Below are 2,290 nucleotides of genomic sequence, written 5' to 3'. Positions count from 1 at the left end.
GTCAGGGCGTTCGCCAGGACCCAGGGCATCCAGGACGCGAGACCCGTCACGGCGAAGCTGGAGGCGAGCCCCACCCCGCCGCCGCAGACGACGAAACGGGCGAAGGCCGCCAAGGCTCCGGGCGCCGCCTGCTCCCGGTTCTGTGCTGTCTCCATGACCCGCCCCCTCGGATGTCCCACACCGCGAAACGTGCACCCCTCGGCCGGTGAGGCCGAGGGGTGCACCCCCCATGACGCCATCATGGCGCATGTGTGGCGCCATTGCCAGTCGCCGTTGGCGCCTCGTGCGACACCAGGGGCTGTCGCCCGAGCCCGATCCGAAGAGCGGTGCGGGCCGGGAGCCACTTCCTGGCGCCGCCGACCGTGGCACCGGCAGGCCGAGGCCGCGCCGCGGACCCGACTCCGACCGCCCCGACCCCGGCGGCCCGATCGCCGCCACGTGGCACCACCGGCGCCATTCGACGATCGCCGGAGAGTGCAGGCACACGCATGGCGCCACCGTGAGCCGTGGTCGCCCTCCCTGCGTTTCCGCAGCCAGGACGGCCGGCTCGGAACCCGCGCCACACCCGATGCCATTTGGGCTTGCCGATGGCGCCACAGTGATGCCATGATGACGTCATGGACCTCGCCCCGTATGTCGACACCCTCCGGCGCGAACTAGCGGTGGCCGCCGCAGCCGGCGGGGAGGACGCCCGCGAACTGGCCGAGCGGCTCACCGCTCCGCTGATGTCGGCCACCCGCCTGACCATGCTCAACGTGCTCTCCGCCGCGATGGACGAGATCACCCGCGAGCTCGCCCCCGGCTCGGTCGACGTACGACTGCGCGGACTCGACCCCGACTTCGTGGTGACGCCCCCACCCGCCCGCACCGGCGCCCCCGTGGAACCGGCAGCTCACGCCGAACCCGCCGCACCACCCAGAGCCCCGAGCCCGGTCCCGGCCGACGAGGACGAGGGCGCCACCGCCCGGATCAGCCTGCGGCTGCCGGCCCACCTCAAGGCCCGCGCCGAGGACAGCGCGAGCCGCGAGGGCCTGTCGGTCAACGCCTGGCTGGTACGCGCCGTGTCGGCCGCGGTCGACGACACCGCCCGGCCCCGCACGACGAACAGACCCCGGACCATCGGGCAGAGCATCACCGGCTGGGTCCGCTGACCGCACCCGCGCCACCACGCCCCACCCGCCCCCCACCGACACCGCACCCCCACCAGCGGGGACGCCCCGACGACTCAAGAGAACGGACCAGCCATGCCCACCTTCGACACTCCCGACCCGATCTCGGTCACCGCGCACGTGGAAGCCGGCTCCATCCAGTTCATCGCCGGCGAGCACCTCCACACCACCGTCGAGGTACGACCCCGCGACCCGAAGAAGGACCGGGACGCGCGAACGGCCGAGCAGACCGAGATCGGCTACGCGAACGGCGTCCTGACCGTCCGGACACCCAAGCCCAACCTCCTCGGCATCGGCCGCACCGGCATCGTCGACGTGACCGTCGAACTGCCCACCGGCTCGGACGTCGACACGACCGGTGCCTGGACCCAGGTCCTCGGCGAAGGCCGACTCGGCGAGACCCGCGTGAAGACCTCCTCCGGCGACGTCCGCCTCGACACCACGGGCCCGCTGACGCTCACCGCCTCCCACGGCTCCATCACCGTCGACCGCGTCGAAGGCCCCGCCGAGATCACCACCAGCTCCGGCAGCATGCGCGTCGACTTCGTCGACGGCCCCGCCGTCCTGAAGAACTCCCACGGCACGACGGCCGTCGGCACCGCGACCGGCGAACTGCGGGTGAGCGGCGCCAACGGCGACATCGAGATCCGACGCGCCGAGGACTCCGTCGCCGCCACCACCGCCCACGGCACCCTGCGCGTCGCCGAAGTCGCCCGCGGCACCGTCCAACTGGAGACCTCCTACGGCGCCATCGAGGTCGGCATCCGCCAGGACACCGCCGCCTGGCTCGACGTCAGCTCGGGCTCCGGCCAGGTGCGCAACACCCTCACCCCCTCCGAGGCCCCGGAGAAGACCGACAACACCGTCAAGGTCCACGCCCGCACCCGGCACGGCAACATCGACATCCGCCGCGCCAAGCCCTGAGCACACCGGGGCCCCAGGCCCCCTCGCCCCGCCCTGCTCACACCCCGCCGCTTCACCCCTCCCCCGCCACCTCCGCCACTCCAGCCTCCGAACGGGAGGGCTCCATGCCTTCATCTGTCATGCCCACGCCCAGGCGAGGGAACGGCCACCCGTCCCCGATCGCCGTCTCCGCCGTCGGCCTGCGCAAGTCCTACGGC

Annotated in this window: 2 protein-coding genes; both read left to right on the top strand. The window is 73.1% G+C overall.

From position 1 onward, the window contains the following. The first annotated feature begins 617 nt into the window (after window positions 1–617). On the top strand, window positions 618–1,151 hold the full coding sequence (locus AC067J_RS43975; protein WP_478308509.1) for a hypothetical protein: 534 nt from the start codon (window positions 618–620) through the stop codon (window positions 1,149–1,151). Between the two features lie 93 nt (window positions 1,152–1,244). Next, window positions 1,245–2,093, top strand: coding sequence for a DUF4097 family beta strand repeat-containing protein (locus tag AC067J_RS43970; protein WP_478308508.1), 849 nt, complete (start codon window positions 1,245–1,247; stop codon window positions 2,091–2,093). Window positions 2,094–2,290 lie beyond the last annotated feature (197 nt).

Source organism: Kitasatospora sp. NPDC042419 (genome assembly GCF_056437345.1).
The sequence above is the reverse complement of the archived record's forward strand: the minus strand, read 5'-3'. Positions and strand labels throughout refer to the sequence as shown.

Bases quoted from the DNA above. Each gene is read 5' to 3' on its own strand.
- AC067J_RS43975 (WP_478308509.1), top strand. From the start codon at position 618: ATGGACCTCGCCCCGTATGTCGACACCCTCCGGCGCGAACTAGCGGTG.
- AC067J_RS43970 (WP_478308508.1), top strand. From the start codon at position 1,245: ATGCCCACCTTCGACACTCCCGACCCGATCTCGGTCACCGCGCACGTG.